We start from the raw sequence: 13,036 nt of genomic DNA, 5'->3' as shown, positions 1-13,036 counted from the left end.
CCGTCATTTGCGGTCGCGAGAGCCGCCTGCCTCGCGCCCGAGCAGCGCGCGCTTGCGCTCGACGCCCCAGCGATAGCCCGACAGATCGCCGTCGCGCCGGATGACCCGATGGCAGGGGATGGCCACGGCGATGTGATTGGCGCCGCAGGCCTGGGCCACGGCGCGCACGGCCCGGGGCGCGCCTATGCGCTGCGCGATTTCGGCGTAGCTGGCGGTCCGGCCGGGCGGGATCTCGCGCAGGGCCTGCCAGACGCGCTCCTGGAAGGCCGTGCCGCGCACGTCCAGCGGCAAGTTCAGCCCGACCGAGGGGGCCTCGACGAAGCCCACCACCTGGGCCACCAGCCGTTCGAAGCCGGTGTCGCCGCCGATCAGCCTGGCCCTGGGAAACTGGTCCTGCAGGTCGCGCACCAGCGCGTCCGGATCGTCGCCCAGCAGGATGGCGCAGATGCCGCGCTGGCTTTGCGCGACCAGGATGGCGCCCAGCGAGCACTGGCCCACGGCGAAGCGGATGACCGCGCCGGCGCCCCCCGCGCGGTAGTCGCGCGCACGCATGCCCAGCAACTGGTCGGAGGCTTCGTAGAACCGGCTGTTGGAGTTGAATCCGGCCTCGTAGATGGCATCGGTGACCGAGGCGTCGGGTGTTCCCAATTCCTCGCGCAGCCGGCGGGCGCGCCGGGCCGAGGCATAGGCCTTGGGCGTCAGGCCGGTCTCGGCCTTGAATACCCTATGGAAGTGGAAGGGGCTCATGCCTGCCTGCATGGCCAGGTCCGCAAGACTGGGCGGTGTCTCGGCGCTTTCGATCAAGCGGCAGGCGCGGGCGATCAGCGCGGTGCGTTCCCGGGCGGCATCGGGCCCGTCCTGCTGCCGCCGGCTGGCGCGATAGCCAGCCGCCTCGGCCTCGCGCGGCGAGTCGAAGAATTCGACGTTGGCGCGCCGGGGCAGCCGTGTCGGCGAACTGGGGCGGCAATACACGCCGGTGGTGCGCACGGCGTAGACGAAATGGCCATCGGCATCGGCGTCGCGCGCCTGCACCGCCCGCCAGCGGGCGTCATCGGTGGCGTAGTCGGACGGTGGGCGGGTACCCATGGCGGATGTCCGGGAGTTCGTGGTCATGGCATCAGGATAGCGAATGGTCCGGGCGCAAGCGCTCCGTTTCTTGCGCTCGAATCCGTGCCGCGCGCCGCCCCTTGGCCGTGGAACCCGCCACCAGGACGCATCCTTCTCTTGCGAAGCCAGGCCAGGATCATCCCGCCTTCCTGAACGTGAAGTTGATGCGCTGGCTGCCCAGGACCGGATGCGGGACGTCGGACAGCGGCATCACGCCGTGGTAGCGCAGGCGATCCGGGCCGCCCCAGACGGCGATGTCGCCGTGGTGGAGTCCGATCCGCGCCGGCTTGTCCGAACGACGGTGGCCGCCGAACAGGAAGATCGCCGGCATGCCCAGGGATACCGACACGATGGGGGCGTCGAGGTCGCGTTCGTTCTTGTCCTGGTGCAGCGACATCCGCGCGCCGGGCAGGTAACGGTTGATCAGGCAGGCATCGGGTTCGAAGCGGGGAAAGCCGGCCGCCTCGGCCGCCTCCCGCGCCAGCGCGGCGAAGGCCTCCGGCATGGCGGGCCAGGGCAGGCCGGTGGCGGGGTCGGTGCGCGAGTACCGGTAGCCGTGGCGGTCGGTCGTCCAGCCCAGCGTGCCGCAGTTGGTCAGCGCGACCGACATGGTGAAGCCGCCGGGCGTCACCATGTGGCGAAACGGCGCGGCGTCCGTGACGCGGGCGATGGCGGGCAGCAGCTCGTCCACGCGGGGCAGCGCGAAGCCGCGCAGCAGGAAGGCGCGCGGTCCCATGGGTTCGGGCTGGCCCGGGGTGGCGTCGGAGAAAAGATCGAATGTCTGCATGGTCCTGCGCTAGCGCGCGTCGTGGAAGATCAGGCCCACGGTGTACCGCCTGCCGCTGTGGACGCGGCTGACGCCGTGGCGCATCGCCACCTTGCGCACGCCGCCGCGCCGGCCCGGTGCGGGGCGCTGGTTGACGGCGAACACCACCGCGTCACCCCGTTCGCCGTAGAGATCCTGGTGCAGGCAATTGTAGTCGCCGGCACCGTACGCCACGATTTGTCTGCGGCACGCGTGTGTTTTACCCTGTGGCGTCATGAGCGGGCGCAGGCCCCGCCTTTCACCTTCCTTTTCCTCCAGGAGACCCCCTAGTGGTTCGACTCGCGACGACAGCATGCACACTTCCCCTGCAATCCCTCCGCGACGTCTCGTTGAGTCGCCGCAGGCTGTCCAAGCCCTGGTTGGCCCACTTCGCGTTCCTGATCCTGCTGCTGTTGGCGACACTGGGGTCCGCCCGTATCGCGATGGCTGCGCAAGCCGCCGTGGCGCCCACGCCAGCCGCGCTGGCGGACCTGCTCGAGAACCCCGACAGCCGCCAGGCGCTGATCGACCAGTTGCGGGCGCATGAACCCGGGACCGGCGCGAAGCAAGCCGGGGCGGCTGCCTCGGCTGCTGCGCCCGACCAGGCGTCCCCCACGCTGCGTGAGCGGCTGGCAGACGGCACGCAGCGTTTCCTGTCCGGCCTGGTGGCCGACCTGGGGCAGGGCGCCGCGGACCTGCGGGCGATGGCCGAAGGCGACGGTCCTTCCATGGACAGCGACGAGGCGCGGGCATTGCAACCGCTGGCCATCTCGGTCGCGACGGCCATCGTCGCCTTCGTGCTGTTGCGGCTGGTGGCGCTGTGGATCTACCGGCGGATCGATGATTGGGTGGCGAGGCTGGGTTGGGACGCCACGGCGTCGTGGCCGGCCGATGCGCCCATCGGCATGCCGGTCCTGTACCGGCGCGCGGGCGCGATCGTCGGCGCGGTCATCATCGATGCGCTGGTGGTGGTGCTGGCCGCCGCCGCGGCATACGCGGCCGGGGTCCGCGGCGGACCGGACGGTGTGGCGGTCGACCCGCTGGTGGCGGTGTTCCTGAAGGCCTTCCTGGCGGTCGAGATCACCAAGGTGCTCGTTCGCACCGTGTTCTCGACGCGCTATCCGCACCTGCGCCTGCTGCCGATGTCGAATGAGATGGCCCGCTACTGGAACCGGTGGCTGATCGTGCTGGTCATGGCGGCGGGCTACGGCACGATGCTGGTCGATCCGGTTCTGGCGGCCGCGCTGTCGCCCGCGCTGGGCCGGCTGGCCACCCTGGTGATCATGCTGGGTGTCTACGTGTACGCGGTGGGCGTGATCTGGCGCAACCGCCTGCGTGTGCGCGAACGGCTGGAGCACAGCGGTTCGCGCCGGACGACTTTCCTGGGCACCTCGCCGCGTCTGCTGGCGCGCGTCTGGCACTGGCTGGGCATCGGGTACTTCACCGTGCTGCTGGTGGTCAGCCAGATCGATCCGGCCAATGCGCTGCCTTTCATGGTGGGCGCCACGCTCCAGACCCTGCTGGCGACCGGCGTGGGCAGCCTGGCCATCGTGTTGCTGAACGCGTTGCTGGCCAAGCCCATACGCGTCTCCGACGAATTGCGCGCGCGCCTGCCCATGCTGGAGAGCCGACTGAACTCCTATGTGCCCGCGACCATCCGTTTCGTGGGATGGGCGGTCCGCATCGTCGTGGTGCTGCTGGTGCTGGATGCGTGGCGCGCTTTCAACCTGTCGCGCTGGATCGCCTCGGACGCCGGCGCGGCGGCCATAGGCGTGGCGGTGAACGTGGCCATCGTGCTGCTGGCGGCGGCGTTGGCGTGGACGGTGGTGGCCAGCGTCATCGAACACCGGCTGAACCTGCGCGAGGGCGGACGCATGCCCACCGCGCGCGAGAAGACCCTGTTGTCGCTGTTCCGCAATGCGGCGCTGATCGTGATCGTGACCATGACGGTCATGGTGGTGCTGTCGCAGATAGGCATAGACGTGGCGCCCCTGATCGCGGGCGCGGGCGTGGTGGGCCTGGCCGTGGGCTTCGGCGCGCAGAAGCTGGTGCAGGACATCATCACCGGCGTCTTCATCCAGCTCGAGAACGGCATGAACGAAAACGACGTCGTGCAGGTGGCCGGCGTTTTCGGCACGGTCGAGAAGATGACCATCCGCTCGGTGGGCATACGGACCCTGGACGGCGGCTACCACCTGGTGCCGTTCTCGTCGGTGGACGTGGTGTCCAACCACATGCGGGACTTTTCCTACCATCTGGGCGAGTACACGGTCGCCCACCGGGAAAGCGTCGACGATGCCATGCAACACCTGCGCAATGCCTTTGCGGAACTGATGACCGACGAGGCGCTGGCGCCGGAGATCCTGGAGGACATCAGCATCCCGGGCGTCACCGCCGTCAACGAGAAGGGCGTGACCATACGCGTGCTGATCAAGACCCGGCCGGGCATGCAGTGGGCGGTGCAGCGCGCCTACAACCGCTTGGTGAAGCAGCACTTCAACGCCGCCGGCATCGAGTTGCCTTACCCGCACATGGTGGTCTATTTCGGGCAGGACAAGCAGGGCGAGGCGCCGCCGGTGCGAGTGGCCATGGAAGAGGGGCGGGCCGTGGCCGGCTGATCCCGGCCTTCAACCCGCCAGCAGCCAGCCCCCCAGCGCCGCCAGCGCCACGACCATGACGGGCGGCACGCGGCCCAGGACCAGCAACCCGAAGGCGGCCAGCGCCAGCGCGAAGTCGGCGCGGCCGTGGATGGCGCTGGTCCATACCGGGTCGTACAGCGCCGCCAGCAGGATGCCGACCACGCCGGCGTTGACGCCGGCCAGCGCGGTCTGGATGCCGCGACGCTGGCGCAATTGTTCCCAGAAGGGCAAGGCGCCCGCCAATACCAGCAGCGCGGGCAGGAAGATCATGGCCAGCGCGGCCAGGCCGCCGGCCCAGCCGTGCAGCGGACCGCGGGCCACCGCGCCCAGGTAGGCGGCGAAAGTGAACAGCGGCCCGGGCACGGCCTGCGCCGCGCCATAGCCAGCCAGGAAGTCCGCGTTGTCGACGAGGCCCGTGGGCACGACCGTGGCCTGCAGGAGTGGCAGCACCACGTGTCCGCCGCCGAAGACCAGCGCGCCGGCGCGATAGATACCCTCGAAGAACGCAACGAGCGAGGAGCCGCTGGCCGCGGCCCAGGCCGGCAGCGCCGCCAGCGGCAGGGCGAACAGCGCCAGGGCCGTGATGCCGGCCCGGCGGGAGATGGGGTAGGGATGGGGGCGTGCCGGAGCGGGGGCGGGCAGGTCCAACAGCCATCGGCCAAGCAGTCCGCAGGCCACGATCGCGGCGACCTGTCCCGAGGCCGAGGGGACGGCCAGTGTCGCCAGCGCGGCCAGCATGGCCAGTCCCGCGCGTGTCCGGTCGGGACACAGCGACCTGGCCATGCCCCAGACCGCCTGCGCGACCACCGCCACGGCCACGACCTTCAGGCCGTGTACCCAGCCGGAGGCGGCCATGTCGCGGTATCCGGCCATGCCATAGGCGAATAGGATCAGGACCAGGGCCGACGGCAACGTGAAGCCCAGCCACGCGGCCAGCAGGCCGGGCCAGCCGGCGCGCCGCAATCCCACCGCCATGCCGACCTGGCTGCTGGCGGGCCCGGGCAGGAATTGGCACAGGGCCACGAGGTCCGAGTAGCTGCGATCGTCCAGCCAGCGGCGGCGCTCCACGAACTCGGCACGGAAGTAGCCCAGGTGCGCGATCGGCCCGCCGAAGGACGTCAGTCCCAGCCGCAGGAAGACCAGGAATACCCGCCATGCGCCCTCGCGCGTATCGTCGTGTCCTGCCGGAGGCGCGTCGGTGGGCATGGTGGTCAACGTGAGAAGGGTTTCCGGGAGGGCTTGGCGGCGCCTTCGTGCGCGCGAACGAAGTCGATGAAGGCCCGCAGGGGCGAGGGCAGGTGCCGGCGGCCGGAATAATAAAGGAACGGGCCGGAGAATGGGCGCCACCAGGACTTGAGCACGGGTTCCAGCGCGCCGCTGTCCAGGTCGGGCTGCAGCCAGTCCTCGAACAGGTGGATGATGCCCAGTCCGTCACGGGCGGCCTGGACCGCGAGTTCGATGCCGCTGCCCAGGCTGACCAGCAGCGGCCCGGCGGGGTCCACGCGCAGGACTTCCCCCTTGCGCTCGTATTCCCAGGCGGGCATGGCGCCGCTGGCGAACTGGCCACGCAGGCAGACGTGGCCGAGCAGGTCACGCGGATGCGCGGGGCGGCCGTGCGCGGCAAGATAGGCAGGCGAGGCGGCGGTGGCGAAGCGCTGCCAGCGCGGGCCGATGGGAATCGCGATCATGTCCTGTTCGAGCCGTTCGTCGTAGCGGATGCCGGCGTCGCAGCCGGCGGCCAAGAGATCGACGAAGCCGTCCTCGACCACGATTTCGAGCTTGATGTCGGGATAGGCTTGCAGGAAGGGCGTGACCAGGGGCGCGAGCACCAGCCGGGCGGCGCTGAGCGGAACGTTCAGCCGCAGGGTGCCGGCGGGCCGATCGCGGAATCCGTTGACGACGTCGAGTGCGGTTTCCACTTCGCCCAGCGCGGGCACCAGCCGTTCGACCAGGCGCGCGCCGGCCTCGGTCGGTGTCACGCTGCGAGTGGTGCGATGGAGCAGCCGGACGCCCAGCCGGCCCTCCAGTCTGCGTACCGCCTCGCTCAGGCTGGAAGCCGACGTGCCGCTGGCGCGCGCGCCTTCGCGAAAACCGCCGGCGCGAACCACGGCCAGAAAGGCGAACAGGTCTTGGAGCGGTGCTTGCATTGTGCAGAATTTCGTACAGCCTGTGCCGATTACACCAGATTATCGATCGAAGTGGCCATGTCTATAGTGTGATCCATCCATGTTTTTCCGGAGAAATACCGTGATCGATCTACAGCCAGCGGGCACTTTCGCCCTGGGAGACCGTACCGTGCGCCGCATGGGCTACGGCGCAATGCAACTGGCGGGGCCGGGCGTGTTCGGGCCGCCCAAGGATCGCGCCGCGGCGATTGCCGTGCTGCGCGCCGCGGTCGAGGCGGGCGTCGACCATCTCGATACCAGCGATTTCTACGGGCCCCACGTCACCAACCAGTTGATCCGCGAGGCCCTGCATCCCTATCGGGGCCTGACCATCGTGACCAAGGTCGGAGCCGTGCGCGGGCCGGACGCCTCATGGAATCCGGCGCAGAGTCCCGGACAACTGACGCAGGCCGTGCACGACAATCTGCGCAATCTGGGGCTGGACGTGCTGGACGTGGTGAACCTGCGCATCATGGGTGACGTGCATGCGCCGTCCGAGGGATCGATCGAGGCGCCGTTCACCGCGCTGGCGCAATTGCAGCGGCAGGGGCTCATCCGCCATCTCGGCCTGAGCAACGCCACGCCCGCGCAGGTGGTCCAGGCCCAGCGCATCGCCCCCATCGTGTGCGTGCAGAACCACTACAACCTGGCGCACCGTGCCGATGACGCGCTGATCGAGCAACTGGGCGCCCAGGGCATCGCCTACGTGCCGTTCTTTCCGCTGGGCGGCTTCTCGCCGCTGCAGTCGGAGATCCTGACCCGCGTGGCGACGCGGCTGGCGGCGACCCCCATGCAGGTGGCGCTGGCCTGGCTGCTGGCACGCGCACCCAACCTGTTGCTGATTCCGGGAACGTCGTCGCTGGCGCATCTGCGCGAGAACCTGGCGGCGGCCGCGCTGGCGCTGCCCGCCGACGCGATCGCCGAGCTGGACCGCATCGCCGCGGAGGGCCAGGCCAAGCCCTAGCCGTGCGGGCGCGGCGGCGAAGATGCGTTATCGTCGGGGTGGATCCATTCATGCCCCGACAAGCCCCCGCGTGAGAACCGATAGCCGCCTTTCCCGAATGCTGCACGTGCTGCTGCACATGGCCAGGGACGACCAGCCCGTGACGTCCGCCCAGATCGCCCGGATGCTGGGCACCAATGCCGCCGTGGTCCGCCGGACCATGGCGGGCCTGCGCAAGGCGGGCTATGTGCAGTCCGAGAAGGGCCACCATGGCGGTTGGCGGCTGGATTGCGACCTGGCCGAGGTCACGCTGCTGGACATCCATCGCGCGGTGGGCGGGCCCAGGATTTTTGCGATCGGCGCCGACCATGCCCATCCCGACTGCGCGGTCGAGCGCGTGGTCAACGCCGCGCTGGGCGACGCACTGGACGAGGCGCAAGCCTTGCTCGTCCGGCGCCTGGGAGCGGTGACGCTGGCGGACCTGGCCAGGGAGTTCGAGCAGATCTGCCGCACGGCGTCGTGGGGCCTGGCGGACCACCTCCAGCCTTGAACATGCAGCGGTAGGGAATGGCCTCGAGTGCCAAAGGGGTATCGGGGCCTTGCGGCGAATTGTTATGTATCATTTAAAGGTACATGAATTGGACGAAGCAAGGAGAGCGGTATGGACTACGACGTGATCATCATCGGCGGAAGCTACGCCGGGCTTTCGGCGGGCCTGCAACTGGCCCGCGCCCGGCGCCGCGTGCTCGTGATCGATGCCGGCGAGCGCCGCAACCGGTATGCGCCGCTGTCCCATGGTTTCCTGACGCGCGACGGCGAGGCGGGCGCCGACATCGCCGCCATCGCCAGGGACCAGTTGCTCAGGTACGAGACCGTGGAGTGGCTGGATGCCCGCGTGGACGCGGTGGCGCAGGCGGGCGCGGGGTTCGAGGTGTCGGTGGGGAAGCGGGTACGCACGGCGCAGCGCCTCGTGCTGGCGACGGGCGTGAAGGACGAACTGCCGGACCTGCCGGGCCTCGCGCAGCGTTGGGGTACCCATGTTTTCCATTGTCCGTACTGCCATGGCTACGAACTGCAGCAGGGCCGCGTCGGCGTGCTGGCCTTGTCCGAGATGTCGATGCACCAGGCGATGATGCTGCCGGATTGGGGCGCGACCACGCTGTTCCTGAACGAGGCCTTCGAGCCCGATGCGCAGCAGCTGGCGCTGCTGGCCGGGCGCGGCGTGGCCATCGTGCGGGGACGGGTGGCGCGGCTGGAAGGCGAAGGCGTGGCGGTGGCCATGGAGGACGGCGTGGTCCATGCGCTGAACGGCCTGTTCATCGCGGCCCGGGTCCGGTCGTCGGAGCTGGCCGAGCAACTGGGCTGCGTGATGGAAGAGGGGCCGTGGGGCAGCACGATCAAGACCGATGGCACCAAGGCCACCAGCGTGCCCGGCGTGTTCGCCTGCGGCGACACGGGCAGGCCCGCCGGCTCGGTGGCGGCGGCGGTGGGCGATGGCGCGATGGCGGGCGCCGCTGCCCACCGCTCGCTGATGTTCGGGTTGTAGAAGAACGATCGGGCGGTCGGGCCTTGTTGTCAAGCTTTCGAGCTATGCCAGGACACGCGCAGCCGGCGCCAGCCGATGACGAGGCCCGTGGCGCTCAACGCGAGACCGCCCAGGCTGAACAGGATCATCATCGCGTCCCATAGCGGGCGGCGCTCGAGCAGGGGTAGCCAGTCCCAGCTGTGCAGCATGGCGAACAGCCAGCGCGAGGCGCGGCGCGAGCGGTCGGTGCTGTTCAGGACGGAGCCCGTGTACGGGTCCAGGTGCACCCAGGTCGCCTCGGGATCGTCGAACTCGATGCGCCAGACCGGCAGCGGCTTGTCACCGCCGCCCGTCATGGTGTGCGGGGCGCGGTCGTAGTAGTGGAGGTCGTAGCGGTCGAGCACCTGGATGCGGGCCAGGGGAGCTGCCATGAGTCCCGCCGCCGCATGGCGCAGTTCCGCGGCGTCCAGGCGCACGGCCTGCGCGGTCCGGGGGTCGAGCAGCGCGGGGCAGCCGGCCGGGCCATAGGCCAGGACGACTTCGCGCCCCAGGCGGTGGACCCAGCGCAACTCGCGGATGTCGCCGCCGGCCAGCAGCGCCTGCACGGAGGCCGTGCCGGCGGGCATCGTACCCGTGTCGCCGTATACCGCGGCCACGGAGGGGCCGCCGCGGCCGCTGCTGAACAGGCCCCATGGATTCATGGACATCAAGCCGCTGAAGATCCAGGTAAGCGTGGTCAGCGCGAACGCCAGTCCCGCCAGGTGGTGCCAGCGCATCATGCCGGCCCGGTAAGGGGAACGCGAACCGCTGCGGTAGGGGCGCGAGAAGCGCCAGCGCAGCAGTCCGACGGCGGTGCCGGTGAGCGCGACGGCGATGCCCGCGATGGACAGGCCGTCGACGATGGCGGCCCAGTGGCGGTCGAAAAGATTGCCGCGGAAAGGATAGAGCCAATGGATCCACGCGCCCGCGTAGTTCCAGACGCGCTCGGTGCGCGTCGCGTCGCGCACCACTTCGCCGGTGCGGCTGGACACGTACAACAGCGTGCCCGCGTCGTCGTCCAGTTGCACACGGTGAAGCGGCCGGTGCGGGTCCAGGGCGCGCGAGTGCGTATGCGCATCCTCGTCCACCTGGCCGGCATAGTGGGCCTGGACGGTACCGCCGGCGTAGGCGGCGGCGCTGGCCACGGCATGCGCCGCATCGATTGGCCGCAGCATCGTCCCGGTCGCGGCGTCGATGGCCACGGGCGTGCCGGCCCGGGAGCCATCCGACAGCGTGGCCAGGTAGACCGGCCGGCCAGCGCTGGCCGCCGACAACCGCAAGTCTTTCGGCATCGAGGCGATGCCCGCCGCCGCGAGGGCCTGGGCGGGACCGAGCAAGGGCGCCGCGGGATCCAGCGCGGGTAGGTGGCGCAGGCGCTCGGCCGCGGTGAGCTTGGGGTAGCCGACATACATCATGACCACGCCCGAGGCGAACCACATCACGAAGAACGCGCACACCAGGATGCCCAGCCACCGGTGCAGCAGATAGAGCCAGCGCTTGAGGCGTGAACGCATGGCCGTCTCCTAGAACGCGATCCGCAGGCTGACGTCTGCGGTGCGCGGGGCGCCCAGGTAGGCCATGGTCGGCGTCATGCTGGCGGCATAGACCTTGTCGGTCAGGTTGCGGATGCGCGCCACGATCGCGGTGCGGCGATCGATGCGGTAGCTCATCCCAAGGTCCACCAGCAGATAGGCTGGCCAGGACACCGTATTGGCCGCATCGGCGTACACGCGGCCGACACGGCGCAGCCCGACGGTGGCCTTCAGCGCGGGCGTGACGGCGTAGGACACCCACAGGTTGGCGACCGTGGCCGGTGTGTTGGTCGGACGCTTGCCCGCCAGCGACACGCCGCCCTGGGTGTAGTCATCGTAGCGCGCGTCGACGTAGGCGACGTTGCCCTGGATGGACCAGCGCCGGTCGGGCTGCAGTCCCACGGCCAGTTCCAGCCCCCGGGAAGACTGCTCGCCCACGAGCACGGTCAGGCTGCTGTCGTTCGGGTCCTGGCTGGCGATGTTTCGGCGCGAGATGCGATAGGCGGCCAGCGTGGCGGTTCCCTTGCCTTCCCAGAAGTCCAGCTTGCCGCCGACCTCGGCCTGGCGGCCGGAGGTCAGTTCGCTGTTGTTGCGGACGTCCGCGAACGATGCGGTGGACAGCACGCCCGAGGGCGGATCCGCCGCCGTGGCGTACTGGACGTAGAGCGCCGCGTCCTGCGTGACGTCCCAGACCAGACCGACGCGGCCCGTGGTCGGGTGATAGCTGCGGCGGAACCCGGCCGGATTGGCGGCGTTGACCTCTCGCCGGTTGGTCAGGTCGAGCTCGATGCGTTCGTGGCGCAGCGCCGTGACCAGGTGCAGGCCGGGACGCAGAGCGGTTCGGTTTTCGGCATAGATGGCCAGAGTGCGGACCTTGTTGTCGCGGTCGGGCCGGAAGCCCGGCGACATGCCGGGTATGTCGAAGAAACGCTCGGTGCCGAAGCCGTATGGGTCGACCGTGCCGATGGTGCCGGACAGGCTGTTCGGGAAACGCGTCTGGCGATTCACGCTGACATCCATCCCGAAGGCCCAGTCGCTTTTCAGGCCGGCGATCCCGCCGCGGTAGATGCCGTCGACGCGGTTGCCCACCAGGTGCTGGTCGTGGCGCTGCAGCAGCGCGCTCGACCGTATCACCTGCGAGTTGTCGGCGTTGAAGCGATAGTTCTCGACGTTGCGATAGTCGCGCAGGGCGTCGTACACGTAGAAGGTGTTCCGCCATTGCAGTTTGTCGCTGGCCCGCCACTCGGCGATGGAGCGCAGCCACTGCACGCGCTGGATGTATACCCCGTCGGCGCTGTTGTAGTTCTTGAAGCGGGTGCCGTCGTCGATGCGCGCGGTGCCGGCGATCGGGTTCAGCAGGGGCGTGCCCCAGTAGGGGCGGTCGACGTGTTCGTGCTGGTACTCGTAGGCCAGGGTGTGGGTGAAGCCGTTGCCGAAGTCGGACAGCACCGATGCCGCGAGCTGCGTGGCGCGCGTGCCCGTGCCGTCCACCCAGCTGTCGCCGCCGCGATGGTTGAGGTCCAGGCGCAGGTAGTGCCCGGGGCCGTCGGCGTCGCCGGCGATGCGCCGGTTCAGTCCGGCCGAGGCTTCCTTGAGCCCGTTGCCGCCCAGCCGCAACTGGCCTTGCGTGATGTCTTCGCGCCTGGCGAGCTTGGTCACATAGTTGATCGATCCGCCCACCGCGCCTGCGCCGAACAGGAAGCTGGATGGTCCGCCGATGGCTTCGACGCGTTCATAGATCCAGCTGTCCACCGGGCGGGCGGCGATCGAGTACTGGACGTTGATGCCGTTGAACAACTGGCTGATGGAACCGGTGCCGAAGCCGCGGTAGCTCACGCCCACGTTGCCGGGGGCGTCGTGGGCGGTCACGCCGGGGATGGCGCGCAGGATCTCCTGGGTGTTCTGCGCGCCGCGCGCCTCGATCGTGGCACGATCGACCACGGTGATCGAGGCGGGGGTCTCGCGGGCGGTCAGGCCGAGATTGCTGGCGGCCGCGGCCGGCGTGTCGAGGTTGAGCTTGCCGTTGGGCGTGTCGGCGTCGTCGCTGACTTCGATCGTGGGCAGGGCATGTTCAGGAACCGCCTGGGCGTGGACGGGGACGGCAAACGTCTGCCAGGTGGCGAGCAGGCCGGCGCACAAGGAACCGGGCAGGGATGGACGCGTGGCGGCGCGATGCGCATCCGGGCGCATCGGGGAAACGGGAGGGAACACGAACGACTCCTGGTCGGCCGCGCGGGACGCGGCAGGACGAAACGGCACTGCCACGCGGGCAGGCCGGGCG

General features: G+C 69.8%; 10 protein-coding genes and 1 pseudogene. 4 read left to right on the top strand and 7 right to left on the bottom strand.

Translation table 11 applies throughout. The features are described from left to right. Window positions 1-3 precede the first annotated feature (3 nt). The 3 genes and pseudogenes from ada to R4823_RS14155 all read right to left on the bottom strand — a co-directional run. Window positions 4-1,086, bottom strand: a complete 1,083-nt coding sequence (gene ada / locus R4823_RS14165) for a bifunctional DNA-binding transcriptional regulator/O6-methylguanine-DNA methyltransferase Ada (RefSeq protein ID WP_087840044.1) — start codon at window positions 1,084-1,086, stop codon at window positions 4-6. Between the two features lie 157 nt (window positions 1,087-1,243). After that, window positions 1,244-1,894: a DNA oxidative demethylase AlkB gene (gene alkB, locus R4823_RS14160; protein WP_132978820.1), complete on the bottom strand. Its 651-nt coding sequence runs from the start codon at window positions 1,892-1,894 to the stop codon at window positions 1,244-1,246. Between the two features lie 9 nt (window positions 1,895-1,903). After that, a pseudogene (locus tag R4823_RS14155) lies at window positions 1,904-2,110 on the bottom strand (2OG-Fe(II) oxygenase); the annotation flags it as partial. A 152-nt stretch (window positions 2,111-2,262) separates the two neighbouring features. Between R4823_RS14155 and R4823_RS14150 the strand changes: the two are divergent. Next, window positions 2,263-4,530 (top strand): mechanosensitive ion channel domain-containing protein, encoded by a 2,268-nt coding sequence (locus R4823_RS14150; RefSeq protein WP_338619104.1) that lies wholly within the window; start codon window positions 2,263-2,265, stop codon window positions 4,528-4,530. Window positions 4,531-4,539: 9 nt separating this feature from the next. On the opposite strand, the gene chrA is transcribed toward R4823_RS14150, so the two are convergent. Both chrA and R4823_RS14140 read right to left on the bottom strand, forming a co-directional pair. Continuing rightward, window positions 4,540-5,757 carry a chromate efflux transporter gene (gene chrA, locus R4823_RS14145; protein ID WP_087840269.1) on the bottom strand — a complete coding sequence of 406 codons (1,218 nt, stop codon included), beginning with the start codon at window positions 5,755-5,757 and terminating at the stop codon, window positions 4,540-4,542. Window positions 5,758-5,762: 5 nt separating this feature from the next. Then, window positions 5,763-6,698, bottom strand: a complete 936-nt coding sequence (locus tag R4823_RS14140; RefSeq protein ID WP_087840046.1) for a LysR family transcriptional regulator — start codon at window positions 6,696-6,698, stop codon at window positions 5,763-5,765. 100 nt (window positions 6,699-6,798) lie between these two features. Here R4823_RS14140 and R4823_RS14135 point away from each other — a divergent pair, with 100 nt between their 5' ends. From R4823_RS14135 to R4823_RS14125, 3 genes are all read left to right on the top strand, one after another. Further along, window positions 6,799-7,680: an aldo/keto reductase family oxidoreductase gene (locus tag R4823_RS14135; protein WP_087840047.1), complete on the top strand. Its 882-nt coding sequence runs from the start codon at window positions 6,799-6,801 to the stop codon at window positions 7,678-7,680. A 70-nt stretch (window positions 7,681-7,750) separates the two neighbouring features. After that, window positions 7,751-8,209 carry an Rrf2 family transcriptional regulator gene (locus tag R4823_RS14130; RefSeq protein WP_087840048.1) on the top strand — a complete coding sequence of 153 codons (459 nt, stop codon included), beginning with the start codon at window positions 7,751-7,753 and terminating at the stop codon, window positions 8,207-8,209. Between the two features lie 111 nt (window positions 8,210-8,320). Continuing rightward, window positions 8,321-9,205: an NAD(P)/FAD-dependent oxidoreductase gene (locus tag R4823_RS14125; protein ID WP_087840049.1), complete on the top strand. Its 885-nt coding sequence runs from the start codon at window positions 8,321-8,323 to the stop codon at window positions 9,203-9,205. 29 nt (window positions 9,206-9,234) lie between these two features. On the opposite strand, the gene R4823_RS14120 is transcribed toward R4823_RS14125, so the two are convergent. Next, window positions 9,235-10,737, bottom strand: coding sequence for a PepSY domain-containing protein (locus R4823_RS14120; RefSeq protein WP_338619100.1), 1,503 nt, complete (start codon window positions 10,735-10,737; stop codon window positions 9,235-9,237). 9 nt (window positions 10,738-10,746) lie between these two features. Beyond that, complete coding sequence (locus R4823_RS14115) at window positions 10,747-12,945, bottom strand: TonB-dependent siderophore receptor (protein WP_338619181.1); 2,199 nt, start codon at window positions 12,943-12,945, stop codon at window positions 10,747-10,749. Between the last annotated feature and the right edge of the window lie 91 nt (window positions 12,946-13,036).

The sequence above is a fragment of the Pigmentiphaga sp. CHJ604 genome (genome assembly GCF_036972535.1).
GTDB classification, from domain to species: domain Bacteria; phylum Pseudomonadota; class Gammaproteobacteria; order Burkholderiales; family Burkholderiaceae_B; genus Pigmentiphaga; species Pigmentiphaga daeguensis.
This window is presented reverse-complemented; position numbering and strand designations above follow the sequence as displayed.

Excerpts from the sequence above, each read along its gene's own strand:
- R4823_RS14120 (WP_338619100.1), bottom strand. The coding sequence starts at position 10,737 with ATGCGTTCACGCCTCAAGCGCTGGCTCTATCTGCTGCACCGGTGGCTG.
- ada (WP_087840044.1), bottom strand. The coding sequence starts at position 1,086 with ATGGGTACCCGCCCACCGTCCGACTACGCCACCGATGACGCCCGCTGG.
- alkB (WP_132978820.1), bottom strand. The coding sequence starts at position 1,894 with ATGCAGACATTCGATCTTTTCTCCGACGCCACCCCGGGCCAGCCCGAA.
- chrA (WP_087840269.1), bottom strand. The coding sequence starts at position 5,757 with ATGCCCACCGACGCGCCTCCGGCAGGACACGACGATACGCGCGAGGGC.
- R4823_RS14115 (WP_338619181.1), bottom strand. The coding sequence starts at position 12,945 with ATGCGCCCGGATGCGCATCGCGCCGCCACGCGTCCATCCCTGCCCGGT.
- R4823_RS14125 (WP_087840049.1), top strand. The coding sequence starts at position 8,321 with ATGGACTACGACGTGATCATCATCGGCGGAAGCTACGCCGGGCTTTCG.
- R4823_RS14140 (WP_087840046.1), bottom strand. The coding sequence starts at position 6,698 with ATGCAAGCACCGCTCCAAGACCTGTTCGCCTTTCTGGCCGTGGTTCGC.